Below are 24094 nucleotides of genomic sequence, written 5' to 3'. Positions count from 1 at the left end.
TATTCCCCACAAAAGAGTGTTTGACATTGCCGTTGCGTGAAGGTGTAGAGTGATCTTGTAAGCAGCAAACCACAGCTTACAAGTGTGCAATTGGGTCCAATAATACTACGCTGAAACAAGTTATGGGAGGTACAGCCACTATGGAATACACGGTGCAGAAGCTGGGAGCTTTGGCGGGCATCAGTACGCGGACATTGCGCTATTACGATGAGGTTGGCATTCTCAAGCCGGCGAGAATCAACTCCTCGGGATACCGCATCTACGGCCAGGCCGAGGTCGACCGGCTGCAGCAGATTCTTTTTTACCGGGAACTGGGCTTAAGCCTCGAAGGAATCAAAGAAATCGTGACCGCACCGTCCTTTGACGGCACCCGGGCACTGCGGGAGCACCATGACCAGCTGCTTCAGCGGAGAGAGCAATTGGATCAATTAATCGCAAACGTCGAAAAAACACTGGCCCAAAGTGAAGGGAGAATAACCATGAGCAATGAAGAGAAATTTGCAGGCTTTAAGCAAAAGCTGATTGACGATAATGAGCGTACGTACGGACAGGAAGCCCGCAGCAAATACGGGGAGGAAGCTGTAGAGAAGTCTAACCGCAAGCTGAAAAATATGACCGAAGAGCAGTATGCCGCCATCCAGCTGCTTGAAGCAGACATGTTCGCAGCCCTTGAGCAGGCGATGGAGGAAGGCGATTCCGCCAGCGAGCTGGCGCAGCAAGCCGCTGAGCTGCACCGCCAGTGGCTCACCTTCTACTGGGACACTTATACTAAAGAAGCTCACGCCCACGTAGCACAAATGTATGTGGATGACGAACGCTTTACCGCCTATTATGACAAGCGCCGTCCGGGTCTGGCCGAGTTCCTGAGAGATACTGTGCACGTCTATACAGGTACAACGCAGTAGTCTTCCACTCCGCTTGCCCGGAGTGATACAGCAGTTGTATGATCTATAAAAGCGGGGCAGCCGATATCCGGCTGCCCCGCTTTTATAAAGTGTTAATTCCTCTGCATATTCATGGATTCAATCCTCATCGTCATCAGAATCTACATCCGTATACAGAACCTTCGCAGTATAGGCATCGACTCCCACTTCGGTCGTCACTTTGCCGTTTCTGATCTCCACTTCATATACGAAACTTCCATTGTCCCCATCAAGGTCAATTTCAGTAACTGTACCCTTTGCGGAGGCGGAGGCCGCTTCTGCCGCTTTAGCTGCGCTGATCATCGTTCCGCTTTGTGATGTGGCTGCTGCGTAGTTGTCATCATCGTCATCGTCATCGGTTTCTTTGCGCACGCTTAAGATTTTACCTGTGTAGGCATCAACCCGAACGTCAATTTCCTGGTTGTTATGACGGATCTCAACCTCGTAATACGAACCGCTGATTCTCTCCTTCAGATCAATGCTCTCTACTCGGCCCTGTGCTGACTTCAGCGCATACGCCTCTGCCTTGTCCACGCCAATCAGTGTCTTGCTTTGACTTTGTGAAGCAGTTGATCCTGCGGAAGCACCCTGAACCTCGCTGATGCTGTATGCACCCCCGAACAGAATGGCTGCCGCCGCTACACTGCTCCATAATTTCATCTTCATCATTTATTGCCGCCTCCTCATGTTCAATCTGTGCTGCTCATGTATTCAATATACACAGCCCAAATGAGAGAAAGGCGGCAGTAACATTAGAAATTGATGAGAATTCTGCTTAAGGATGATCCTCATCCGGTTCTTCCCAAGCCACGGACATAATGTTTCCGGAGATCGCGTCCACCTGGACCACCGCTTCACGCCCATCCGTTGTATTAACTTCCACCAGATAAAAGGCGCCTGATTCGTTAATTTCGGTATCCACATCATCCGGTTCTCCCGGCACCTCCTGCAGCGCCAGCTTGACTGCCTCGTCTTCTGACACTGCACGCGGAGCAGTCGGTGAAGGGGATGGCAGGGCGCTGCCGCCTGCCGGAGGGGCCGAAGAAGGCAATGGTGTGGGCCGGACCTCTGCGGAAGCGGCTGGCTCCAGCAGGACAATGGAAACAATCTCACCTGTTGCCCCATCCAGCTCCAGCTCATAGAGACCCTGGCCGGTTTTCAGCTCCGCTACATAGTTCCCGGATTGCAGGGTCAGGTTCTCTAAGCTGCCGGAATACTCTTTCAGCACAGCCTGCTTCGCCTGCTCTTTCGTCAACAGCTGTGCGGATTCATTTGTGAATATTTTAAACGCAGCAATGGACAGAAGCAGCACGGCAGCAATAATAATGACGGCTTTGTATATGAATTTTTTGCTCTCAGGTTTCTTTATTTTCATTGTCTTCCCCTGCTCTCAGCCGCAATTCGGATCATAACCGATGTTCCGGCGCCTTCCACACTCTCCATGGACAGCTTGGCTCCAATGGCTTCGGCAATTTCCGCAGCGAGTGACAACCCCAGCCCTGCTCCTCCGCCCTGGTGGCCTCTTGCCTCATCTACTCTGTAGAAGCGGTCGAACACTCTGGGCAGCTCCCCGCTCGGAATCCCGATGCCCCGGTCAGTAATGATAATGTGGCTCTCCTGCCCGGAGGCTCCAAGTGTGATGGTTATGGCTTCATCGCTGTATTTGCGGGCATTGTCCAAAAATATGAACAGCAGCTGTCGCAGCTTCGCTTCATCGCTGTACCCTTTAACCTCCCCCTGTGCATTGACGGTGACTTCTCTGCCATATGCATTGCGGAAGACTTTAGCCGATGCGTTGGCCAGCTCTTTCAGATCAACAACCTTCATGGACAGATCCCATTGTTCGTGGTGCTTCGCCAGCAGCAGCAGCTGCTCGGTCAGCTCCTTCATCCGAATCGCCTCGGAATGGATGGCTTCAACGGATTCATTGAACAATTCAGGATGGGTGAGTCCCCGCCTTTTGAGCAGGCTGGCGTAGCTTTCAATCACCGTCAGCGGTGTACGCAGCTCATGCGAGGCGTCGGACACGAATTTCTCCTGCTTCAAATAATTACTCTCCAGCAAAGCGATCATATCGTTGAACGTGCGCCCCATTTCAACCAGCTCATCTCTGGATGTATCTTCCAGCGTTAGTCTGCTGAATTTCCCGCTGTTCTTGATCTCCCGCATCGTAGCTGTCATTTGCACAATGGGACGCATAATCAGCCCGGACAGCACACGGCTGGAGAGCAGCAGCGGAAGCAGTGCAAAGGCGGTTGCCCCCGCCAGCACAACCCGCAGCACGCGGAGCGTATTCATCGTACTCTCCAGGCTTTTGGTCATTTGGACATTCATCACGATCCCGTCTATCCAGATGACCGGAGTCGTCACAAAAGCATAGGAACGGCCATCCACCTTGATAATTTCACTAAGCTTGTCTTTATAATATACCGGCTTCAGCCGGCTGATCTCCTGTTCCGACGCCGAAGTCACGGGCGCCGGTCCGCTCCCGTCCGGAGCCAGCAGCCGGAGCATTCCCTCAATCGGCACGTACGCCCGAAGCAGCTCCGGGGCAGCCACACCGGTTCCAACTCTTCGCATATCGGCAGCGATTTTGGCAGTCTCTGCAGCGGCCTGATCCAGCTGATTATCTGTCGACAACCGGCTGAACATAAAGTAAATGACGAGGTTCATAATGACAAGGAGTACAGCAAACAGCACGCTGGAATAAAGATAAATTTTGCTCCGCAGCTTCATGGGGAGTCCTTCAGGACATACCCGATGCCCCGGACGGTATGAATAAGCTCGCTCTGATCCCCTTGGGTAAGTTTTTTACGGACATAACGGATATACACATCTACGACATTGGTATCACCGTAATAATCGTACCCCCAAACCGCGGTCATAATCTGCTCTCTATTCAGCACCTGGCGCTTGTTCTTCAGCAAGAACACCAGCAGATCGAACTCCCTCGGGGTGAGGTCAATCGTTCTGCCAGCCCGAACAACTTCACGCGTGGTTTCGTTCAGCTCAAGATCATCCGCTTTAAGCCAGCTGCCTGTCTCCTCAATGTTTCGGGTAGACGCAAGCCGCAGCGCAGCGCGGACACGCGCCAGAAGCTCCTCAATTTGAAAGGGCTTGGTGATATAGTCATTTGCCCCAAGGTCAAGCCCGGACACTTTGTCTTCCACCGAGCTTTTGGCAGTCAGCATCAGTACAGGGGTAAGCGCATCATTGACCCGGATACGGCGCAGCAGCTCAATTCCGCTGAACCCGGGAAGCATCACATCAAGCAGAAGGAGGTCCGGCTGCTGTGCCTGATAGATTTCAAGCGCCTGATGGCCGCTGCCCGCAATAAATACGCGATAGCCCTCGCATTCCAGCTCAATCTGCAGCAGCCGGGCGATTTTTTCTTCATCCTCCACGACCAGGATGGATTCCGTCATTGGCAGTTCTCCCTTTCTTCGTTCCGCAAGTGGATGATTTAACTACTTGGCTGCCTTCATTGTAGGGCATGACCGGGCGCTGATTCAAACCCTGCCGCACCTTGAAGATGATTTATAGTGTGAACCATATATATGTTTAACTATTAACTATCCAAAAAAGGTGTTCCCGCCGTTTCACTGGCTTAGAACACCCCATTCTAATTGTTTCTATTGCTGCCGGACAATAAATGAACGGTTCTACAGGCTGCGGTGCAGCAGCTCCAGCACCTGCCGCAGCTCGGCAACCGCAACCTGTCCAGGGGCAGATGGCTTATGGGCCGCGCCGAAGGTAAGCGCAGAGCCGAAGATTTCCCCGGCTAGGCGGCTGATTACGCCCTCTCCGGCCATGGACATCGTAATGATCGGACGGTCCGCATACAACTCCTGCATCCGGTTTGTCGCAGCCAGCAGTGTCAGCACATCTGCCGCGCTGCATGGCATAACGGCGATCTTCGGCAGGTCTCCGCCCAGCTCCTGAGCCTTGCGCAGCCGGGACACAATCTCCTCCTCAGAAGGTGTTCCCTGGAAATCATGGTTCGACACAATCACAAACACCCCGCAGTTATGCGCGGCAGCGATAAGCGCCTGTACATCAGCTTCCTCATTGAACAGCTCCACATCAATGATATCGACGAGTCCACTCGCGGCTGCAGCCTTATTCAGCCGGATATAATCCTCCGTGGCAATCTGCCGCTCCCCGCCTTCTCTGGCGCTGCGGAACGTGAAGATCAGCGGAAGGTCCGGAAGAATAGCCTGGATCATTTCCAGTACTTCCGTAACTGCCTCAATATTGTCCACTCCGGCAAAAAAATCGCTCCGCCACTCCAGCACATCCGGTGCCAGAGCTTTCAGTGCCTCCGCTTCTTCCTTCAGTTCGGTCAATGTTGCTCCGATCAGCGATACGCAAATCTTGGGCATTCCCTCGCCCAGAGTCACATTCTTAACCGTTACAGTGCCACTCATTTACTTCAGCTCCTCATCTATCCGATCTATATCTATCCCCGGCTTACCGTTCAGCTGTTTCTTTCAGGAACTGCTCGACCTCCGGCAGCTTCGGCAGCGACGGAATTGCCCCTTCTTTGCCTACAGCCAGCGCACCAACTGCATTGGCGAACCTCACCGCTTCTTCCAAGGCCACACCGCGGGTCAGTTGGTAAGCCAGCGCCCCGTTAAAGGAATCGCCTGCCGCAACCGTATCGACCGCCTGTACCGGGAATCCGGCAATATGCTGCGCGTTGCCGGATTCAGTCACGATCAGCGCCCCCTTGGAACCCAGAGTGACAATGACGTTCCGTACCCCTTTCCCCAGCAAAATAAGCGCCGCCTGCTCAGCCGTCTCCGTATTGTTTACTTCAATGCCGGACAGGATTCCCGCTTCGGTTTCGTTCGGGGTCAGATATGTCACATTTCTCAACATTTCCTGGCTAAGCTCTCTGGCCGGAGCCGGATTCAGAATGACCGGAATGCCGTGGCGCTGCGCAATGGAAGCCGCCTGTTCACACATCGGAAGATCCGTCTCCAGCTGCATCACGATCATTTCAGCTCCGCTGATTACGTGCTCAAGCGCCTCAATATCCGCTGGACCAAGTTCAATATTCGCTCCCGGCACAACAATAATCCGGTTCTCCCCTTCTCCATCGACCACAATTGACGCGACGCCGGTAGCCTGCGAGTTACTCTGGGCAATATGCCGGACATCAATATGCTCCTGCCGCATAATCTCCAGCAGCTCACTGCCAAAAGCATCCCGGCCGACACTTCCGATCATGGCTACCTCGGCACCAAGACGCGCTGCGGCTACTGCCTGATTGGCGCCTTTTCCTCCCGGTGACAAGGCGAAGCCTTGTCCAAACAAAGTCTCCCCGGCTTCAGGGGCCCGGCAGGTGCGTACCACCATATCCATATTCAAACTTCCGATCACCACTATACTCAAGCTTTACACCACCATTAGTTATTTTGAACAATCGGGGTTTACAACCTATACTTATCTTAAGCCGCTGCGGCCATAATTTGTCCGCTTTCGGTATAGAACCTGAATATCCTTCCGGCCGGAACCATGCTGAACTGTCACTCTCACATCCATATAGCCCGCTTCAGCAGCAGCAATCACTTCAAAGGGTGATATTGTCCCTTCCTTATCTTATGGCCTGAAGCCATCTTTATCAAACTTTTCTGTTTATATAGATTGAACTTGTGGTTAGAGTACAGGATCAGTCGCAACTACGGTGAATATTTAGACTTCCGGTTGCTGTCGCTCCTACAGTTCCCAAATCCCCCTTCGTTGCTCCTTTCCTTTATCTCAAATTCTCAAGTTCAATCTATATAGTTTTTTCTTGAATCCTTATGTTTGTTCTTCACAAAAACTTCGTTATGCTTTTTGACTGCAAGTGTGCTAGAATAGGTGTGCAATCGCTTCCAGGGAAGACTACATCATTTTGAGCAAACGTTTGCACCTTAGATTGAGCCTACAGCAATACCAGATTATAATCTAATTCGTATTAGGAGGCTTATCAAGTGAACGAGAACCAATTACCGTCAGTTGCTTATTTCAGCATGGAGTATGGCCTGCATTCCGATTTCAAAATGTACGCCGGAGGCCTGGGCATCCTGGCCGGAGATTACATCAAGGGCGCGAAGGATATCAACGCTCCTATCATTCCAATCGGGCTGAAGTGGAAGCAAGGGTACACGGATCAAAAGATTGATGCCCACGGCAATCCGTATGACTCCTATCACAACTATGTTTATGATTTCCTTGAAGATACAGGGGTTAAAGTAACGGTTAAAGTTAGAAAAATCGATGTTGTCTGTAAAGTGTGGAAGACTGAGCAGTTTGGCAACAACCCGCTGTACCTGCTGGACACGGATATTCCCGAGAACAGCGATGCCTGGATTACAGGCCAACTGTACGGCTGGTTCGGCGAAGAACGGATCGCTCAGGAAATCGTTCTTGGGATTGGCGGCGTTAAAGCAATGCGTGCACTGCAAATTCCGATTGATGTCTATCACTTCAATGAAGGACATGCGGCACTGGCCGCCATCGAGCTGATCCGTGAAAAAATGTCCGGCGGCAGTACCTTTGAGGAAGCCTGGAAAGCTACCCGGGAAGAAGTTGTATTCACTACCCATACACCCATCAAGGAAGGCAATGAAACGCATCCGCTCGACCGCCTCGAGTATATGGGCGCATTCAATGGCTTAACCCGCGATCAAATGGAACGTATCGGTGGAGATCCTTTCAATATGACCGTAGCCGGTCTGCGGTTGTCGCGCATTTCCAATGCAGTGGCCCAGCTTCACGCTGATACTGCGAACAAAATGTGGAAGGAAGTTGCCGGCAGATCGGAGATCATCGGCATTACTAATGCCATTCATACCCCTACCTGGGTGGACGAACGGATTACCCGCACCTTTGAGGAGAACGGGGATCTTTGGGCCACGCATAAAGAAATTAAAAATGAGCTGGTCGGGTTCATCGAGGAACGCTCCGGCATCGCCCTGAATGCGGACAATCTGCTTATCGGCTTCTCCCGCCGCGCCGCTCCTTACAAACGCAGCGACCTGATTTTCTCCCAGCCGGAAGTCATTGAGCCTTACCTGAGGGACGGAAAAATCCAAATCGTCTTCTCCGGCAAAGCCCATCCGTTGGATGACAACGGCAAAAAAATCGTCAGCAATCTCGTGGCGATGATGAAAAAATATCCGAAAAGTGTCGTTTTCCTGGAAAACTACGATATGACCATTGGGGCACAGCTGACCCGCGGCTCCGACATCTGGCTCAACAATCCGCGCAGACCGCTGGAAGCCAGCGGCACCTCCGGAATGAAAGCGGCTATGAACGGCGTCCTCAACTGCTCGATTCTGGATGGCTGGTGGCCGGAAGCCTGCATTGACGGCGAGAATGGCTGGCAGATTGGCGACGGCTTCGAGACCACCGATTTCGAAGTGCTCGACAAGCATGACAGCGACGCGCTTTACGACACCCTCTTGAACCGCGTGCTCCCTACCTTCTATGACAACCGGGAGAAATGGGTACAAATGATGCGCAAGAGTATCGAGACCACTCGTGTTGAATTCGCGAGCAAACGTATGCTGGATGAATATTACAGCAGAATGTATATCAAAGGCTAAGCAGCGTATTTTTCAGCGTCAATCTTTAGTATATTGCTTCTCTGACGCCTTAGCCTATCCTGCTTTTACCCTGCTCCCGTCCGCTGCTGCGGATGGGAGTTATTTGTATGCGGTCTTCTTTAAGATGATTGCATTAATGAAGCGTATGATACTGCGCTTCTCCAATCTCGCTTCCTCCCCATTCCTGCAATGAATTCCCCTTACTTTCAACAACATTCATGAATATCCTTTACCACATCCTTATTAACTTAGGTGATTACAACTCGAGCTTCCCTCATCGGACGTGCCTCTTTTCCCATTATCATGATTCAACCCATTTCCGCATATTGTTAATTAAAATCATTATAAAAAAGAATTGCTTTTCCCGTTTTATTTGTTATTATAGAACTTATACTAAATCTAAAATCAAATCTTATTACGAGGTGATTGTATTCATGAGTCAGAGCAATAACAAACTTACAACAAGCTGGGGTGCTCCTGTCGGAGACAACCAGAACTCAATGACCGCAGGCTCCCGTGGACCTACCTTGCTGCAGGATGTTCATCTGCTGGAGAAATTGGCCCACTTTAACAGGGAGCGTGTTCCTGAACGTGTTGTCCACGCTAAAGGAGCCGGTGCTCATGGATATTTTGAAGTCACTCAGGATTTGTCACAATATACCAAGGCAGCATTCCTGTCCGAAGTCGGCAAACGCACGCCAATGTTCATTCGTTTTTCCACCGTTGCCGGAGAGCTGGGCTCTTCCGACACGGTCCGCGATCCACGCGGGTTTGCAGTAAAGTTCTACACGGAAGAAGGAAATTATGATCTCGTCGGCAACAATACACCGGTCTTCTTCATTCGCGATGCGATCAAATTCCCGGATTTCATCCATACCCAGAAACGTCACCCGCAGACTCATTTGAAGAATCCGAATGCTGTTTGGGATTTCTGGTCTCTATCTCCTGAATCCCTGCATCAGGTAACCATTCTTATGTCCGACCGCGGCATCCCGGCTACACTCCGTCATATGCACGGGTTCGGCAGCCACACCTTCAAATGGGTGAATGCCGAAGGCAAGGCTGTCTGGGTGAAATACCATTTCAAAACTGAACAGGGCGTAAGAAATCTTGATGTAAATCTGGCGGCACAAATTGCCGGGGAGAACCCGGATTATCATACAGAGGATTTGTTCAACGCAATTGATAAAGGAGATTTCCCGGCATGGAGACTGCATGTGCAGATTATGCCTGTAGAGGATGCCGACACGTACCGTTTCGACCCATTCGATGTGACCAAGGTATGGTCGCAGAAGGAATATCCATTAATTGAGGTTGGCCGTATGGTCCTGGACCGCAATCCGGAAAATTATTTCGCAGAAGTAGAGCAGGCTACCTTCTCTCCTGGTTCTTTTGTTCCGGGCATTGAAGCATCCCCCGACAAAATGCTGCAAGGCCGCCTATTCGCCTATGCCGATGCCCACCGCTACCGGGTAGGTGCGAATCATAACCAATTGCCGATCAACCGGCCTATTGCCGAGGTCAACAACAATCAGCGTGACGGTGCAATGAACTCTGGCAGCAACGGCGGCAGCTCTGTCTATTATGAACCTAACAGCTTCGGCGGAGCAACGGAATCTCCGCAGCATAAACCAGCTCCATACAACGTTTCCGGTCAGGCAGACAGTGTCCCTTATGATCACGATGATCATTATACACAAGCAGGCGACCTCTACCGGCTGCTGAGCGAAGAGGAAAGTGCGCGTCTTGTCCGCAATATTGTCGGTGCCATGACTCCTGTCGAGTTTGATGAGATCAAAATCCGCCAGATCGGCCACTTTTACAAAGCCGATCCTGAATTCGGTCAGCGCATCGCCGAAGGTCTGGGATTGCCTGTACCTCTAGCTGAATAAATCATATGCAAAACCCCGGACCTTGAGGATTCGGGGTTTCTTGTTGCCCTAAAAATGACGGTGTTTAGATCAGGATCAAGAGGATACTTTACTCCTATTCCTTATAAATACTCATCCAATGCTCCAGCCGGTGCTTTAGCTCCACTCTGGCCGATGTCGGCTCCAGGATTTCGGCATTTGGCCCGTATTGCAATATCCATTTCATGAATTCTTTTTCATTGTTCACAGTCACTTCGAACAGCAGACTGCCATCCGGCTCATCGCTCATCCGCGGATGAACAAACAGTTCCTCTTCCTTAATATAGCGGGCAATCTCCGGCTGGAACCGCACCTTGAACTTTATGTTTTTATTGCCGCGGTCAATGGACCATGTATTTTTCAAATATTTCTTAATATTGAAGTTCCCCTTGTCGAAGCTCGCCTCCATTACCTCCACGTCCAGAAAACGGCTGATTCTGAAGGTTCGGATGGCCTTTTTAAGGTGGCAATACCCAATGAGGTAAAAGCGCTGATCACGCGGAATCAAATAATAGGGATCGATCTCACGTTCCGTTGTCGCATCGCGCGACTGCGAGTGATATACAGCTCGGATCCGCCGCTGCTCCACAATCGCCCCTATAATCGGCTGGAGAAAATTCCGGCTTTCTTTACGATAGGCGGGTGTGCCCATCTGAATGATGTCGGCAATGTTCTCCAGAATCCCATTCTGCCTGGATTTCTCCTTCATATGTGTACCCATTACTTTGTCATAAGCTGTATGGAAACCCGGAGGGATTTTGTCCTCATTGAGTACAGAAGGTAAAAGAGAGAATGCCAACGCTTCCTGCTCGGAAAAATCAAGCGGATAGAGAAAGAACTTACCAAGAAACTTATAGCCAGTGCCTCTACCCTCATTCGTAACGGGCGCAAAATGGCTGATGATCTCAAGATCCCTGTAGATCGTTCTAACGTTCACATCACATCTGAAAGCCAAATCTGTCGCCGTAATACCAGGATTAGATTGAATCGCATTAATAATTCTGAAGATTCGAATTACTTTATCTTTCATTTGAGTTGCTCCTTAATACTTCCTGATCATTGAAGCCCGATATCGTAAATCTAATATACCAGCTTCACAGACCCGCTGGCTGTCACGAAACACACTTTCCGGCAGACAAAAAAACACGAAGGAACTATCTCCCAACGTGTTCGTCAAGCTACTATTAATTAGTTTGCTTTCCCTTTGCGATTAGCTATTGATCAAATGTATTCTCAACTCTTTCAGATAAAGTAAAGTAAGCAGTCCAGATTAGATTTTTTATTACAGAAACGATCGTCACCATAATTAAAGGCTCACCTATATAATAATTGCCCGAATAATAACTTAACCAACAATTTGCAATCGAAATCAGTGATATTACGATCAGGTATCCTCTAACCCAATGAATGGTCTGTTTCTTCTTAAAATAAAACAAAAATATTATGACGAGCAGCAGCACAATGAAAAAAGGATTTTGCAAATATGCAAGCCAATGAGAAAAAACATATTCTGGCGATAACTCCCAGCTTTTCTCTGTTACTTTCATTATTGATGAAAATTCATCCAAAACTAAATCCTTTGAAAATTTAAATATCACTAGTATGAATCCCAGCCAAATGCTGATTTGAAAAAAAATGAGCCAGCCCCCAAAACCTTGATGCCCATACGCTTTATGTATCTCTGTATCGTTTGAAATAGAACTGCCCGATAATGCATCTAAATTGAATTTCGAATCCACCATTACTACGTCCCTTCAACTTTATTACTATCCCATGAAAAAATGGGCAATTATAACTTATAATCGGTTTATTGGAACTTATTATGTATAGTATTGTCCCACTCTAACTTTCCTAATTTCACTAGACTGTAGCTGCTGCATGACTCTTGAGCACACAGCACAAAAAAAGCCTTGCATATTGGTATTATCCCCTTCAAGTAGACACTCGTAAAAAACCTCCTGTGTTAACATGAGGAAATGAGTGAACTTGGAGGGGGTTTTTGTATGGCGAAAAAGGGACAAGTATTTCAATCGTACTCAGAGGAATTCAAGGTAGAGGCTATTCAAACCTATCTTAAAGGAGTAGAGAGCTACAAGGTAGTCGCAGAAAGGTTGGGGATTGCGAGTTGTACCCAGCTTAAAGTATGGGTAAAGAAATATCGGATTGGAGAGCCATTTGATACACGTAAGGGTACAACAAACCCTTTGAAAGGACGTCCTCGTACTACATTTGCCAGTATCGAAGAAGAACGAGATTACTTGAAGGCACAGGTGGATTACTTAAAAAAGCGGTATCCAAATCTGTTAACGGAGCGAAGTTCGGGCTACAAGACAAATACGCCGTAATCGAAGAGCTACGTGACCAGCATGGCGTTACCCGCCTATTAGCTATTGCAGGTGTATCTCGAGCAAACTACTACAAGTGGCGAGGTACACAGGCTCAGCGGATTGAAGCCCATGCGCAGGAGCACGCAATTAAAGAGCATATGGTGGCCGTTCACTTAGCCCATCCCTATTTTGGATATCCTCGAATGCGAACAGCCCTGTGGGAGGCCGGCTACCTCGTCAACCACAAGAAGGTGTGGCGGCTCATGAAAGAACTGTCGATCCAGTCGGTCATTCGAAAGAAAAGGAATCGCTCGAGCTATGCTCCTTCCGTGGTCTATCCTAACCGATTAAAGCGCCAGTTTCATGCGACAGCTCCTCAACAGAAGCTGGTAACCGACATTACGTATATCTCAGACGGCACGCGCTTTTATTATCTGTCCGCCATTCAGGACCTGTTTAACAATGAAATTGTGGCCTGGCAGATCTCAGAGCGAAACGACGTAAAACTCGTCCTGGATACAGTTGAACAGTGGACACGAAAAAGAGACGTGTCTGAAGCCGTACTCCATTCGGACCAAGGCTTCCAATACACGTCTCAGGCGTACAACACACGATTAGAGGCATTCAGCGTCAAGGGCAGCCACTCTCGCAAAGCAACCTGCCTAGATAACGCCTGCATCGAATCCTTCTTTTCGCATCTGAAGACAGAAAAGTTGTACCTTCACCAGTTTAAGTCAGAAGCAGAGATTCATCAAGCCGTCGAGGAGTATATCTACTTTTATAATTACCAACGTTTCCAGGCGAAACTCAAACAGCGCGCGCCGATCGAGTATCGGCACGCGCTGGCTGCTTAGCTTTTTTTCATCTGTCTTCTTGACAGGGGTATGACCATATCGCAGGCTTTTTTTGTGGTTTATTCTGTTAAGCGGGTGATGGGAATCGAACCCACGCTATCAGCTTGGAAGGCTGAAGTTCTACCATTGAACTACACCCGCATAGGTGTACAATCGGGATGACACGATTTGAACATGCGACCCCCTGGTCCCAAACCAGGTGCTCTACCAAGCTGAGCTACATCCCGTTAATATTAAAAATGGCGCGCCCTGAGAGATTCGAACTCCCGGCCTTTTGATTCGTAGTCAAACGCTCTATCCAGCTGAGCTAAGGGCGCAAAATCTATATGGAGCGGACGACGGGAATCGAACCCGCGACCCTCGCCTTGGCAAGGCGATGCTCTACCGCTGAGCCACGTCCGCAAAAACATGGTGCGCGTGAAGGGACTTGAACCCCCACGTCGTAAAACGCCAGATCCTAAGTCTGGTGCGTCTGCCATTCCGCCACACGCGCACACTTTAAAGAAATGGTGAGCCATGAAGGACTCGAACCTTCGACACCCTGATTAAAAGTCAGGTGCTCTACCAACTGAGCTAATGGCTCTCATGAAAATGGCTGGGGATATAGGATTTGAACCTATGCATGACGGAGTCAAAGTCCGTTGCCTTACCGCTTGGCTAATCCCCAATATTTATAATTAGCTAAAAACACGGAACAGGGCGGATACTCTGCACTTCGTTGCGAGATTGCAAAGTAATTCTTGCGAAGCTTATACTTCTGATCCCTGATGCCATACTAATGGCGGAACCGACGGGATTCGAACCCGCGATCTCCTGCGTGACAGGCAGGCATGTTAGGCCAACTACACCACGGTTCCAAATTGGTTGCGGGGGCAGGATTTGAACCTGCGGCCTTCGGGTTATGAGCCCGACGAGCTACCGGGCTGCTCCACCCCGCGTCAGTAAAAGTTATTGTTCCCTTTCGGTCCCAGAAAAACACCTGGAATCCATTGCGAAGCTTCAGCTTCTTAGGGAAATGTTATGGTGGAGGCTGAGGGGATCGAACCCCCGACCCTCTGCTTGTAAGGCAGATGCTCTCCCAGCTGAGCTAAGCCTCCATGATATGACCCGTATGGGATTCGAACCCATGTTACCTCCGTGAAAGGGAGGTGTCTTAACCCCTTGACCAACGGGCCATGCTTGTTGAAAATTTGTGGCGGAGAGAGAGGGATTCGAACCCTCGAGACGCTTGTGGCGCCTACACGATTTCCAATCGTGCTCCTTCGGCCAAACTCGGACACCTCTCCATAATGGCTCCCCGAACAGGACTCGAACCTGTGACAACTCGATTAACAGTCGAGTGCTCTACCAACTGAGCTATCAGGGAAAATGGTGGGCCTTAGTGGACTCGAACCACCGACCTCACCCTTATCAGGGGTGCGCTCTAACCAGCTGAGCTAAAGGCCCTTCTACCGTATACAAATATTAAGGGCAAAAAAAATACCACAGTGTGTGTGGTTGTCCGCTTGGCGGCGTCCTACTCTCCCAGGACCCTTCGGTCCAAGTACCATCGGCGCTGGAGGGCTTAACGGTCGTGTTCGGGATGGGTACGCGTGGAACCCCTCCGCTATCGCCACCAAACGGGCATTTACAGCGTAAATGCTTCAGGAACCTTAATTCCTGAAAACTGAATCCGAAACGAATCTGCGTCTTTACTAGTTGGATAAGCCCTCGACCGATTAGTATTGGTCAGCTCCATGCATTGCTGCACTTCCACCTCCAACCTATCTACCTCGTCGTCTTCAAGGGGTCTTACTAATTGGGAAATCTCATCTTGAGGGGGGCTTCACGCTTAGATGCTTTCAGCGCTTATCCCGTCCGTACGTAGCTACTCAGCCATGCTCCTGGCGGAACAACTGATGCACCAGCGGTACGTCCATCCCGGTCCTCTCGTACTAAGGACAGCTCCTCTCAAATTTCCTGCGCCCACGACAGATAGGGACCGAACTGTCTCACGACGTTCTGAACCCAGCTCGCGTACCGCTTTAATGGGCGAACAGCCCAACCCTTGGGACCTACTTCAGCCCCAGGATGCGATGAGCCGACATCGAGGTGCCAAACCTCCCCGTCGATGTGGACTCTTGGGGGAGATAAGCCTGTTATCCCCAGGGTAGCTTTTATCCGTTGAGCGATGGCCCTTCCATGCGGTACCACCGGATCACTAAGTCCGACTTTCGTCCCTGCTCGACTTGTTGGTCTCGCAGTCAAGCTCCCTTATGCCTTTGCACTCTTCGAATGATTTCCAACCATTCTGAGGGAACCTTTGAACGCCTCCGTTACTCTTTAGGAGGCGACCGCCCCAGTCAAACTGCCCGCCTGACACGGTCCCCGTACCCGATTAGGGCACTAGGTTAGAACCTAGATACGATCAGGGTGGTATCCCAACGGCGCCTCCGCAGAAGCTTGCGCTCCTGCCTCTACGGCTCCCACCTATCCTGTACAGATCGTACCCAAATTCAATATCAAGCTGCAGTAAAGCTCCATGGGGTCTTTCCGTCTTGTCGCGGGTAACCTGCATCTTCACAGGTATTAAAATTTCACCGGATCTCTCGTTGAGACAGCGCCCAAGTCGTTACGCCATTCGTGCGGGTCAGAATTTACCTGACAAGGAATTTCGCTACCTTAGGACCGTTATAGTTACGGCCGCCGTTTACTGGGGCTTCGGTTCACAGCTTCGGATTACTCCTAACCGCTCCCCTTAACCTTCCAGCACCGGGCAGGCGTCAGCCCGTATACTTCGCCTTGCGGCTTCGCACAGACCTGTGTTTTTGCTAAACAGTCGCTTGGGCCTTTTCACTGCGGCCCCCTCGGGCTATTCACCCTACCGAGGCACCCCTTCTCCCGAAGTTACGGGGTCATTTTGCCGAGTTCCTTAACGAGAGTTCTTCCGCGCGCCTTAGAATTCTCTTCTCGCCTACCTGTGTCGGTTTGCGGTACGGGCACCTTCTCCTGGCTAGAGGCTTTTCTTGGCAGTGTGAGATCATGACCTTCGCTACTATAATTTTCGCTCCCCATCACAGCCCAGCCTTACGGTGTGCGGATTTGCCTACACACCAGCCTCACTGCTTAGACGGACATCCATCAGTCCGCGTCACTACCCTCCTGCGTCACCCCATCGCTCATAGCGGATTACGGTGGTACAGTAATTTCAAACTGTTGTCCTTCGACTACGCCTTTCGGCCTCGCCTTAGGTCCCGACTTACCCTGAGCGGACGAGCCTTCCTCAGGAAACCTTGGGCTTTCGGCGGATCAGATTCTCACTGATCTTTTCGTTACTCATACCGGCATTCTCACTTGTATGCTGTCCAGCGCTCCTTACGGTACACCTTCAACCTGCATACAACGCTCCCCTACCCCAGATGCAAAGCATCTAGCCATAGCTTCGGTGGTGTGTTTAGCCCCGTTACATTTTCGGCGCAGAGTCACTCGACCAGTGAGCTATTACGCACTCTTTCAATGGTGGCTGCTTCTAAGCCAACATCCTGGTTGTCTGTGCAACTCCACATCCTTTCCCACTTAACACACACTTGGGGACCTTAGCTGATGGTCTGGGCTGTTTCCCTTTTGACAATGGATCTTAGCACTCACTGTCTGACTCCCGGCAAGAAGTTAATGGCATTCGGAGTTTGACTGAGCTTGGTAACCCTTGCGGGCCCCGCACCCAATCAGTGCTCTACCTCCACCACTCCATTCACCGAGGCTAGCCCTAAAGCTATTTCGGGGAGAACCAGCTATCTCCGAGTTCGATTGGAATTTCTCCGCTACCCCCACCTCATCCCCGCATTTTTCAACATACGTGGGTTCGGGCCTCCAGTGCGTGTTACCGCACCTTCACCCTGGACAGGGGTAGATCACACGGTTTCGGGTCTACGTCCACATACTAAATCGCCCTATTCAGACTCGCTTTCGCTGCGGCTCCGGCTTCTCACCTTAACCTTGCATGTTAAACGTAACTCGCCGGTTCATTCTACAAAAGGCACGCCATCACCCATTAATAGGGCTCTGACTTTTTGTAAGCACACGGTTTCAGGTTCTATTTCACTCCCCTTCCGGGGTGCTTTTCACCTTTCCCTCACGGTACTGTTTCACTATCGGTCGCCAGGTAGTATTTAGCCTTAGCAGATGGTCCTGCTGGATTCATACGGGGTTTCACGTGCCCCGCACTACTCGGGATCCGTCTCGGAGAGAACACAGTTTAGGCTACAGGGCTTTTACCTCTATCGCGGGCCTTTCCAGACCTCTTCACCTACCATATTCCTTTGTAACTCCATGTGAGACGTCCCACAACCCCAAGAGGCAAGCCCCTTGGTTTAGGCTGTTCCGCGTTCGCTCGCCGCTACTGACGGAATCACTATTGTTTTCTCTTCCTCAGGGTACTTAGATGTTTCAGTTCCCCTGGTCTGCCTCTATCTCCCCTATGTATTCAGGGAGAAGTAACTGCGAATTACCACAGCTGGGTTTCCCCATTCGGACACCCCCGGATCAAAGCTTGCTTACAGCTCCCCGAGGCAGTTTCGTTGTTCGCCACGTCCTTCGTCGGCTCCTGGCGCCTAGGCATCCTCCGTGTGCTCTTATTAGCTTAACCAATGCGTTTTCCGTTAGGGAAATCGCTAGCATCGCTATAATACAAACTTGTTTACACAAGTTCAGCTTAAAGGAATGTTCTAAAACGCAAATTCGTTTCGGTATCCAGTTTTCAAGGATCAAGGTGTTACTTGAGAGCTTAAACTCTCAAAACTGACCAACGAGTGAGTAACAGGCCTAAACCTGAGTTTTGGAAGTAATACTTCCGATTTGAATGTTTCCGTTGCAGGAAACGATTCTCCATAGAAAGGAGGTGATCCAGCCGCACCTTCCGATACGGCTACCTTGTTACGACTTCACCCCAATCATCTACCCCACCTTCGGCGGCTGGCTCCCTTGCGGGTTACCCCACCGACTTCGGGTGTTGTAAACTCTCGTGGTGTGACGGGCGGTGTGTACAAGACCCGGGAACGTATTCACCGCGGCATGCTGATCCGCGATTACTAGCAATTCCGACTTCATGCAGGCGAGTTGCAGCCTGCAATCCGAACTGAGACCGGCTTTGCTGGGATTGGCTCCACCTCGCGGCTTCGCTTCCCGTTGTACCGGCCATTGTAGTACGTGTGTAGCCCAGGTCATAAGGGGCATGATGATTTGACGTCATCCCCACCTTCCTCCGGTTTGTCACCGGCAGTCACTCTAGAGTGCCCAGCTTAACCTGCTGGCAACTAAAGTCAAGGGTTGCGCTCGTTGCGGGACTTAACCCAACATCTCACGACACGAGCTGACGACAACCATGCACCACCTGTCTCCTCTGTCCCGAAGGCCGCCACTATCTCTAATGGATTCAGAGGGATGTCAAGACCTGGTAAGGTTCTTCGCGTTGCTTCGAATTAAACCACATACTCCACTGCTTGTGCGGGTCCCCGTCAATTCCTTTGAGTTTCAGTCTTGCGACCGTACTCCCCAGGCGGAGTGCTTACTGTGTTAACTTCGGCACCAAGGGTATCGAAACCCCTAACACCTAGCACTCATCGTTTACGGCGTGGACTACCAGGGTATCTAATCCTGTTTGCTCCCCACGCTTTCGCGCCTCAGCGTCAGTTACAGCCCAGAAAGTCGCCTTCGCCACTGGTGTTCCTCCACATATCTACGCATTTCACCGCTACACGTGGAATTCCACTTTCCTCTTCTGTACTCAAGCCACCCAGTTTCCAGTGCGACCTCAGGTTGAGCCCAAGGTTTAAACACCAGACTTAAATAGCCGCCTGCGCGCGCTTTACGCCCAATAATTCCGGACAACGCTTGCCCCCTACGTATTACCGCGGCTGCTGGCACGTAGTTAGCCGGGGCTTTCTTCTCAGGTACCGTCACTCCGGTAGCAGTTACTCTACCGGACGTTCTTCCCTGGCAACAGAGCTTTACGATCCGAAAACCTTCATCACTCACGCGGCGTTGCTCCGTCAGGCTTTCGCCCATTGCGGAAGATTCCCTACTGCTGCCTCCCGTAGGAGTCTGGGCCGTGTCTCAGTCCCAGTGTGGCCGTTCACCCTCTCAGGTCGGCTACGCATCGTCGCCTTGGTGAGCCGTTACCCCACCAACTAGCTAATGCGCCGCAGGCCCATCTCCTTGTAGCAGATTGCTCCGCCTTTCATCCTCCGTCCATGTGAACAAAGGAATTATCCGGTATTAGCTACCGTTTCCGGTAGTTATCCCAGTCAAAGAGGTAGGTTGCCTACGTGTTACTCACCCGTCCGCCGCTAAGTTAATCCGGAGCAAGCTCCATCATAACTCCGCTCGACTTGCATGTATTAGGCACGCCGCCAGCGTTCGTCCTGAGCCAGGATCAAACTCTCCAAATTGGTATTTAGAAAGAGCGATTGCTCAATTTGAAACATCTGACGAGAATTTACATTCTCTAATTTTGGATCTCACTTGCGTGATTTCCATACTCACTCGTTGTTCAGTTTTCAAAGATCAAGCTCGTTGTCAGTGTCGTTTATCTCGTCACCAGCAACTCTTATAATATATCACATCCAGCCGATCAATGCAAGCTCTTTTTTTCAACTTCTTTTTCGAGCCCGGCGTTGATGTTTCGCGGCCAGAAATAGAATATATCATGTATTTCAGAACAATGCAACACTTTATTTATATTCCCCCTTTTCAGCTTTATTATTCTGAAGATTCGCTGATTAGCAGTTCGTGCACATCTCTTCTCAAGCTTAAAGGCGCTCCCTTTACTGGAATACCGATACGTACGAGCATTTGAATGGTCTCTCCATCCGCTGCATAACTGCGGTGAATATCGCTGTATAGCCGGCTCATTTCGGGATATTCCTCCAACGCCTGGCTTAAGGGCTGTATGGCAAGGCCCAAACGGTGAGCGGACAGAACCAGCCTGCTGTATAACATTCCGCTGCGGACCTGGCTCAAACGGCTGTTGTCGGCAGAACGAATCATGGCAAAGGCAGGCGTATTGTTTACGGAAGTTTCAGTCGATGTGATGAATTGCTTGGAAGCAGCCTCTCCCTTGTTCAGCGAAGGAAACAGTGTAACCAAACCTTGCAGCATATGACGCATAATTCCATCCGTTCCCTGCCCCTCTACGGAGAAGCCATAACGATATTTATTCTTCTCTTTTTCATTAGATCTGAATATCCTTGCAGACTCTTCCATGACAGGCTCGACGCCCGCCTCAACAATAGATGCTTCTGTTATGTATTTTGCGAGCCGCTTCTTATTATCCGGATCTTGAACAATTTTTATGGAAATATCCTTATTCTCTTGAAGACCCTGCAGCTCATCCACCTGCTCAGCACGCAGTGCATCCGATCGGCAAGCCCCTCTGTTAGTGTCCGAAAGGAATAAATACGGGTAGAGCGGATGGCTCACGGAGTTCATTCTGGTGAGAGTGATGACCGCTACAGGTTTGGTACGCATACTCTGCACAAGTCTCTTCTCATCATAGTCACCTTCCGGAAACAGCTCAATCGCTGTCTTATAACCCAGTTCTTCTCCAGCAACCCTGACATATTCTAAAAAAGTCCCCTGCGAAACCATGAACTGCCGCGCATATGGATCAACTGCAGGCGATAAACGTTCACTATCCGCATACAGAGCAAACTTCAGCGGATTGCTGCTGTCCAATTTGATCTTCCAAGGCTGCATGTTGTGGCTGCTGGCAGCCAAAAGCCCATGCGCCGCCAATTGCACCCTCGGGTCCGTGATTGCAGCAGAGTAGCTTGGCTTCCAAGGCTGCAGATACTTCTGCTCCCGGAAGAATCCGCTAATGAACATTAATGAAGCAAAAGTTATGACAAGCAAAACGCCAATCGCTGAAAGAATGAGAATCACCCCTCTTCTCCACCTTATCCCTTTCACGTTCTCTCCCCCTTTAGTTACGGATAGACTCAAGCATGAGAGCAAATGCTGCCGAAACCAGCTCATCCGGTGTTGTAGAATGCATGTGGCGGATGTATTTTTCCTTCTTATGTGCAGTATTCAGCACACCAATTACACAAGACCAAAGTACGAGCGCTGTTTTTACCACATCCAGGTCCTTGCGGATCTCCCCCTCATCCATTCCCTGACGCAAAAGTCCAACCAAATATTCCGTCATTTCTTCACCCAGAGCATAACATTCATTCCTCGCCTCGTCCGTCACCCCACTCTCAAAATCGATCTCTGCGGTCTCATATTCAATAATGGCCTTGAAGTATTCCGGATGCTGCCTGCTGAAGCTGTAAAAAACATCTCCCATTTGCCTCAGACTCTCTATAGCTGTAACTGTAACTGCGCCTGCATTCTGGATCTTCTGCTTCAGCAAACCGATCATCAGCCTATAGCCCCGAATCATAATTTCAAAATAGATTTGCTCCTTGCTGTTGAAATACACGTATACGGTTCTTTTGCTGAACTCAGCCGCTTTAGCCACATCGTCCATGGTCGCCTGATTGTATCCTTTGGCAAAAAAGACATGCTCCGCCGCTTCCAGGATGTCATTTCGGCGGATCTGTTTTTCCTTCTCCCTGCGTTGATCGATTCCCAATGGTTTTTCCGCCCCCATATTACACTGCAGTGTTGTTAAGTAAACTATTAGTTTACTTTGCTCCCTTTTAAATGTTTTGTCAACCATTGGATTGCTACAGAAAAGACCAACTGCATGTTGAACAGTCACTTATCGCTCAACGTGAATGATTTGACGCCTATATGGTTACAGTAACAAACAGCAGGTTGGTTAAGGCCTATGCTTCCGAAGCAAGTTATGTACGAAGTGGACCCGAGAAGCGGATGCTCACAATACTTTTAGGAGGTTCAGCATGAATACTCACGAATTTGTGGAGAAGTTTCAGGAGAATCAGCGGAAGGCGGAGAAGAACAAACGCCGGGGGAAAGGGTCACCCGAATCGAAGCTGCCCAATATACAACATAGTACGAATAAATAGACAAGAGGATGTCTGCAAAGCGAGTGGCTTTGACAGACATCCTCTTTTTTTGCCGAAGACCTTTATTGACCTTAGATCCGAAGGACTGGTGTTTACTTGCTCAGTTTCGCCACGCTTACGGCTACATTCTCCAACTGTGCTTTACTCAACGATTTATCCGGGGAGCTGATGGTGACATAGCGGTCAGCTACTTTGAAGGTCATCATCGCAAGATCACTAGGTGTGTACCATTTGCCTTCCGCTCCGTTCGACAGCTTCACTGTAGTTCCATCATACGAATCAGAGTAATCGCGGGGAGAAATAACCACTCTCATATGTTTGAACAGGAAGCTTACCCCATCCCCGCTGCCGTCAACTTTCTGGAAAGTATCTCCGCTGGTCATTTTGAGTGGAGCATAAGCAGTCTCAAAACCCTGAAAGTTTGCGAATGCCTTGGTGATCTCCTGTTTTTGCGCAGCACTGTATGGAACGGCGGCCAACGTAACAGCTGAGCTGTTATTGGTACCCAGGATCACCTGGTTGGATGAGGCGTCGAAGGCCACCGGCACCTTCAGCACATCCGCCATCGCACGTACAGGCAAGTAAGTCGTATTATTATAAGTAATAGGAGCCAGTGTTTTGCCATTGCCGTCTACCGGCGTATAAGCCGCTCCGTTTACCTGGAAGCCAATGCTGTGGTTCAGATAGGCACTAATCTTTTGCAGATTTGTTCCTGCGTACACACCTGCCGAGCCCGTAACCGCCATACCGAATACCATCGTTGCTATGATCATTTTTTTGCTTTTCATTGAATATCGTCTCCCTTGCGAGTTGGTTTGTTATGTCCTTTGCTATAGTTCAATTTAATCATGAACTTGTTTCTAACTTGTATCCGGATTGTAAAGAAGGATTTCCAAGCAGAACAGCCCGCCTATCTTAGCGATAGCGCGGGCTGTTTATGGGTAGAATCAGTATGGACGGCTGTCTGGTGTTGTAACTTTATACACCTCTGTGTACAGGATTTCCCTGTACTGATGGAATTCCTCCCGGTTTATCGGGCGGGGATACGTCATAATGCGCAGCGGCAGATCAGCCTGTCCTGTACGGAGCGGCGGCTGGTTATACTCATAGGCATTGAGGTGAAAGCCAAGCCGCTCATAAAACCCGATTCTCCGCTGCTCCAGTTCCCCGCTTGGCGGCTCTACCTCCAGCAGAATAGGAATGTCCGAACGGCCGATATAATTGAGCATCAGCTTTTTGCCGAGTCCTCCTCCCCTGATGCCGGGATCTACTGCTATATGCTCGACAAAACGCAGAGCCGGAAACTCCCACGCCGCCAAAAAGGCGAGCGTCCTCCCCTTGGCATCCTGCTCAGTGAACAGGCGGTAGTTAGGGTTATGCAGCAAAGATCGCTGCCCGCTGTAGGTTCTGATTTCATTCACTGGAAAAGAAGATTTCATAATACCAAATATCTCATCAAAGGTTGTAGGGCCCATAA

18 protein-coding genes, 14 tRNA genes and 3 rRNA genes are annotated in these 24094 nt (G+C 50.1%); 6 read left to right on the top strand and 29 right to left on the bottom strand.

What is annotated here, in order from left to right; all coding sequences use genetic code 11:
- Positions 1–140: 140 nt before the first annotated feature.
- Positions 141–905 carry a MerR family transcriptional regulator gene (locus tag H70357_RS04200; protein WP_038586097.1) on the top strand — a complete coding sequence of 255 codons (765 nt, stop codon included), beginning with the start codon at positions 141–143 and terminating at the stop codon, positions 903–905.
- 117 nt (positions 906–1022) lie between these two features.
- On the opposite strand, the gene H70357_RS34165 is transcribed toward H70357_RS04200, so the two are convergent.
- The 6 genes from H70357_RS34165 to rbsK form a co-directional block, all read right to left on the bottom strand.
- Complete coding sequence (locus tag H70357_RS34165; RefSeq protein WP_052091811.1) at positions 1023–1592, bottom strand: PepSY domain-containing protein; 570 nt, start codon at positions 1590–1592, stop codon at positions 1023–1025.
- 106 nt (positions 1593–1698) lie between these two features.
- Positions 1699–2298, bottom strand: a complete 600-nt coding sequence (locus H70357_RS04190; protein WP_038586094.1) for a PepSY domain-containing protein — start codon at positions 2296–2298, stop codon at positions 1699–1701.
- Positions 2295–3659 (bottom strand): sensor histidine kinase, encoded by a 1365-nt coding sequence (locus H70357_RS04185; RefSeq protein WP_038586092.1) that lies wholly within the window; start codon positions 3657–3659, stop codon positions 2295–2297. Before H70357_RS04185 ends, H70357_RS04190 begins: the two co-directional genes overlap by 4 nt.
- The gene (locus tag H70357_RS04180; RefSeq protein ID WP_038586089.1) at positions 3656–4348 is read right to left on the bottom strand and encodes a response regulator transcription factor; all 693 of its coding nucleotides are present in this window, start codon (positions 4346–4348) and stop codon (positions 3656–3658) included. Before H70357_RS04180 ends, H70357_RS04185 begins: the two co-directional genes overlap by 4 nt.
- A gap of 237 nt (positions 4349–4585) precedes the next feature.
- Positions 4586–5350, bottom strand: a complete 765-nt coding sequence (gene aroD / locus H70357_RS04175) for a type I 3-dehydroquinate dehydratase (RefSeq protein WP_038586087.1) — start codon at positions 5348–5350, stop codon at positions 4586–4588.
- 43 nt (positions 5351–5393) lie between these two features.
- Positions 5394–6311 carry a ribokinase gene (gene rbsK, locus H70357_RS04170; RefSeq protein ID WP_231578451.1) on the bottom strand — a complete coding sequence of 306 codons (918 nt, stop codon included), beginning with the start codon at positions 6309–6311 and terminating at the stop codon, positions 5394–5396.
- A gap of 590 nt (positions 6312–6901) precedes the next feature.
- Between rbsK and glgP the strand changes: the two genes are divergently transcribed.
- Together glgP and katA are read left to right on the top strand one after the other, a co-directional pair.
- Positions 6902–8518 carry an alpha-glucan family phosphorylase gene (gene glgP / locus H70357_RS04165; RefSeq protein WP_038586082.1) on the top strand — a complete coding sequence of 539 codons (1617 nt, stop codon included), beginning with the start codon at positions 6902–6904 and terminating at the stop codon, positions 8516–8518.
- Between the two features lie 434 nt (positions 8519–8952).
- Complete coding sequence (gene katA, locus H70357_RS04160; protein WP_038586077.1) at positions 8953–10410, top strand: catalase KatA; 1458 nt, start codon at positions 8953–8955, stop codon at positions 10408–10410.
- A 94-nt stretch (positions 10411–10504) separates the two neighbouring features.
- Here the strand turns inward: katA and H70357_RS04155 are convergent, their stop codons facing one another.
- Positions 10505–11458 (bottom strand): helix-turn-helix transcriptional regulator, encoded by a 954-nt coding sequence (locus H70357_RS04155; RefSeq protein ID WP_038586074.1) that lies wholly within the window; start codon positions 11456–11458, stop codon positions 10505–10507.
- Between the two features lie 184 nt (positions 11459–11642).
- Positions 11643–12170: a DUF2569 family protein gene (locus tag H70357_RS04150; protein ID WP_038586072.1), complete on the bottom strand. Its 528-nt coding sequence runs from the start codon at positions 12168–12170 to the stop codon at positions 11643–11645.
- A 261-nt stretch (positions 12171–12431) separates the two neighbouring features.
- Between H70357_RS04150 and H70357_RS37020 the strand changes: the two genes are divergently transcribed.
- Both H70357_RS37020 and H70357_RS04140 read left to right on the top strand, forming a co-directional pair.
- Complete coding sequence (locus H70357_RS37020; RefSeq protein ID WP_038586069.1) at positions 12432–12773, top strand: transposase; 342 nt, start codon at positions 12432–12434, stop codon at positions 12771–12773.
- On the top strand, positions 12656–13609 hold the full coding sequence (locus H70357_RS04140; protein WP_442950466.1) for an IS3 family transposase: 954 nt from the start codon (positions 12656–12658) through the stop codon (positions 13607–13609). Before H70357_RS37020 ends, H70357_RS04140 begins: the two co-directional genes overlap by 118 nt.
- Before the next feature lie 70 nt (positions 13610–13679).
- Here H70357_RS04140 and H70357_RS04135 read toward each other — a convergent pair.
- The 19 genes from H70357_RS04135 to H70357_RS04045 form a co-directional block, all read right to left on the bottom strand.
- Positions 13680–13750 (bottom strand) — tRNA-Gly (locus H70357_RS04135).
- A gap of 12 nt (positions 13751–13762) precedes the next feature.
- A tRNA-Pro gene (locus H70357_RS04130) sits at positions 13763–13836 on the bottom strand.
- Between the two features lie 13 nt (positions 13837–13849).
- Positions 13850–13926, bottom strand: a tRNA-Arg gene (locus H70357_RS04125).
- 10 nt (positions 13927–13936) lie between these two features.
- Positions 13937–14011, bottom strand: a tRNA-Gly gene (locus tag H70357_RS04120).
- 7 nt (positions 14012–14018) lie between these two features.
- Positions 14019–14102 (bottom strand) — tRNA-Leu (locus H70357_RS04115).
- 14 nt (positions 14103–14116) lie between these two features.
- A tRNA-Lys gene (locus tag H70357_RS04110) sits at positions 14117–14192 on the bottom strand.
- A 9-nt stretch (positions 14193–14201) separates the two neighbouring features.
- Positions 14202–14276: transfer RNA gene (locus H70357_RS04105), tRNA-Gln, on the bottom strand.
- 112 nt (positions 14277–14388) lie between these two features.
- Positions 14389–14466 (bottom strand) — tRNA-Asp (locus H70357_RS04100).
- Between the two features lie 4 nt (positions 14467–14470).
- Positions 14471–14547, bottom strand: a tRNA-Met gene (locus tag H70357_RS04095).
- An 83-nt stretch (positions 14548–14630) separates the two neighbouring features.
- A tRNA-Val gene (locus tag H70357_RS04090) sits at positions 14631–14706 on the bottom strand.
- Between the two features lie 6 nt (positions 14707–14712).
- A tRNA-Glu gene (locus H70357_RS04085) sits at positions 14713–14784 on the bottom strand.
- A gap of 18 nt (positions 14785–14802) precedes the next feature.
- Positions 14803–14895: transfer RNA gene (locus H70357_RS04080), tRNA-Ser, on the bottom strand.
- A gap of 4 nt (positions 14896–14899) precedes the next feature.
- Positions 14900–14975 (bottom strand) — tRNA-Asn (locus H70357_RS04075).
- A gap of 3 nt (positions 14976–14978) precedes the next feature.
- Positions 14979–15055, bottom strand: a tRNA-Ile gene (locus H70357_RS04070).
- Between the two features lie 57 nt (positions 15056–15112).
- A 5S ribosomal RNA gene (gene rrf / locus H70357_RS04065) occupies positions 15113–15229 on the bottom strand.
- A 78-nt stretch (positions 15230–15307) separates the two neighbouring features.
- A 23S ribosomal RNA gene (locus H70357_RS04060) occupies positions 15308–18233 on the bottom strand.
- Between the two features lie 245 nt (positions 18234–18478).
- Positions 18479–20034 (bottom strand): 16S ribosomal RNA (locus H70357_RS04055).
- Together the 16S, 23S and 5S rRNA genes with 14 tRNA genes alongside form the textbook arrangement of a ribosomal RNA operon.
- Positions 20035–20344: 310 nt before the next feature.
- Positions 20345–21553 carry an Acg family FMN-binding oxidoreductase gene (locus tag H70357_RS04050; RefSeq protein ID WP_038586060.1) on the bottom strand — a complete coding sequence of 403 codons (1209 nt, stop codon included), beginning with the start codon at positions 21551–21553 and terminating at the stop codon, positions 20345–20347.
- Positions 21554–21566: 13 nt separating this feature from the next.
- Positions 21567–22220 (bottom strand): TetR/AcrR family transcriptional regulator, encoded by a 654-nt coding sequence (locus H70357_RS04045; RefSeq protein ID WP_038586057.1) that lies wholly within the window; start codon positions 22218–22220, stop codon positions 21567–21569.
- A 271-nt stretch (positions 22221–22491) separates the two neighbouring features.
- On the opposite strand from H70357_RS04045, the gene H70357_RS34975 reads away from it, so the two are divergent.
- Positions 22492–22617 carry a DUF4023 family protein gene (locus H70357_RS34975; RefSeq protein WP_076114486.1) on the top strand — a complete coding sequence of 42 codons (126 nt, stop codon included), beginning with the start codon at positions 22492–22494 and terminating at the stop codon, positions 22615–22617.
- 92 nt (positions 22618–22709) lie between these two features.
- Here H70357_RS34975 and H70357_RS04040 read toward each other — a convergent pair whose 3' ends face one another.
- Positions 22710–23405, bottom strand: coding sequence for a stalk domain-containing protein (locus H70357_RS04040; protein ID WP_038586054.1), 696 nt, complete (start codon positions 23403–23405; stop codon positions 22710–22712).
- A 159-nt stretch (positions 23406–23564) separates the two neighbouring features.
- On the bottom strand, positions 23565–24092 hold the full coding sequence (locus tag H70357_RS04035) for a GNAT family N-acetyltransferase (RefSeq protein ID WP_038586051.1): 528 nt from the start codon (positions 24090–24092) through the stop codon (positions 23565–23567).
- Positions 24093–24094 lie beyond the last annotated feature (2 nt).

The sequence above is a fragment of the Paenibacillus sp. FSL H7-0357 genome (genome assembly GCF_000758525.1).
Lineage (GTDB): Bacteria > Bacillota > Bacilli > Paenibacillales > Paenibacillaceae > Paenibacillus_AQ.
The sequence above is the reverse complement of the archived record's forward strand: the minus strand, read 5'-3'. Positions and strand labels throughout refer to the sequence as shown.

Excerpts from the sequence above, each read along its gene's own strand:
- H70357_RS04200 (WP_038586097.1), top strand. The coding sequence starts at position 141 with ATGGAATACACGGTGCAGAAGCTGGGAGCTTTGGCGGGCATCAGTACG.
- H70357_RS34165 (WP_052091811.1), bottom strand. The coding sequence starts at position 1,592 with ATGATGAAGATGAAATTATGGAGCAGTGTAGCGGCGGCAGCCATTCTG.
- H70357_RS04190 (WP_038586094.1), bottom strand. The coding sequence starts at position 2,298 with ATGAAAATAAAGAAACCTGAGAGCAAAAAATTCATATACAAAGCCGTC.
- H70357_RS04185 (WP_038586092.1), bottom strand. The coding sequence starts at position 3,659 with ATGAAGCTGCGGAGCAAAATTTATCTTTATTCCAGCGTGCTGTTTGCT.
- H70357_RS04180 (WP_038586089.1), bottom strand. The coding sequence starts at position 4,348 with ATGACGGAATCCATCCTGGTCGTGGAGGATGAAGAAAAAATCGCCCGG.
- aroD (WP_038586087.1), bottom strand. The coding sequence starts at position 5,350 with ATGAGTGGCACTGTAACGGTTAAGAATGTGACTCTGGGCGAGGGAATG.
- katA (WP_038586077.1), top strand. The coding sequence starts at position 8,953 with ATGAGTCAGAGCAATAACAAACTTACAACAAGCTGGGGTGCTCCTGTC.
- H70357_RS04155 (WP_038586074.1), bottom strand. The coding sequence starts at position 11,458 with ATGAAAGATAAAGTAATTCGAATCTTCAGAATTATTAATGCGATTCAA.
- H70357_RS04150 (WP_038586072.1), bottom strand. The coding sequence starts at position 12,170 with ATGGTGGATTCGAAATTCAATTTAGATGCATTATCGGGCAGTTCTATT.
- H70357_RS37020 (WP_038586069.1), top strand. The coding sequence starts at position 12,432 with ATGGCGAAAAAGGGACAAGTATTTCAATCGTACTCAGAGGAATTCAAG.
- H70357_RS34975 (WP_076114486.1), top strand. The coding sequence starts at position 22,492 with ATGAATACTCACGAATTTGTGGAGAAGTTTCAGGAGAATCAGCGGAAG.
- H70357_RS04040 (WP_038586054.1), bottom strand. The coding sequence starts at position 23,405 with ATGAAAAGCAAAAAAATGATCATAGCAACGATGGTATTCGGTATGGCG.
- H70357_RS04035 (WP_038586051.1), bottom strand. The coding sequence starts at position 24,092 with ATGGGCCCTACAACCTTTGATGAGATATTTGGTATTATGAAATCTTCT.